1 rRNA gene is annotated in these 819 nt (G+C 50.3%); it reads left to right on the top strand.

The window, feature by feature from the left end:
• Positions 1-702, top strand: a 23S ribosomal RNA gene (locus ACVBIU_RS20460); the annotation flags it as partial.
• Between the last annotated feature and the right edge of the window lie 117 nt (positions 703-819).

Consider the following 819-nt stretch of genomic DNA (forward strand, 5'->3'; position numbering starts at 1 on the left):
GGCCCCTGAATCGGGGTTCGGGACAGTGCCTGGTGGGTAGTTTGACTGGGGCGGTCTCCTCCCAAAGAGTAACGGAGGAGCACGAAGGTTGGCTAAGTACGGTCGGACATCGTACGGTTAGTGCAATGGCATAAGCCAGCTTAACTGCGAGACATACACGTCGAGCAGGTACGAAAGTAGGTCATAGTGATCCGGTGGTTCTGTATGGAAGGGCCATCGCTCAACGGATAAAAGGTACTCCGGGGATAACAGGCTGATACCGCCCAAGAGTTCATATCGACGGCGGTGTTTGGCACCTCGATGTCGGCTCATCACATCCTGGGGCTGAAGTCGGTCCCAAGGGTATGGCTGTTCGCCATTTAAAGTGGTACGCGAGCTGGGTTCAGAACGTCGTGAGACAGTTCGGTCCCTATCTGCCGTGGGCGTTGGATGATTGAAGGAAGCTGCTCCTAGTACGAGAGGACCGGAGTGGACGAACCGCTGGTGTTCGGGTTGTCATGCCAATGGCATTGCCCGGTAGCTACGTTCGGAATCGATAACCGCTGAAAGCATCTAAGCGGGAAGCGAGTCCTAAGATGAGTCATCCCTAGGAATTTAATTCCTCTAAAGAGCCGTTCGAGACTAGGACGTTGATAGGCAAGGTGTGTAAGCGTTGTGAGGCGTTGAGCTAACTTGTACTAATGACTCGTGAGGCTTAACCATACAACCCTAATGGGTTTTATGAGACTGATGTTTTTACATCATCAAAATTAGAATAACTCTGAAAAGAGTGACGCTTAATGTAGTGTAGACTCAATAACTAATTTCAATTACTTGCTT

This window comes from Shewanella sp. 30m-14 (assembly GCF_052977125.1).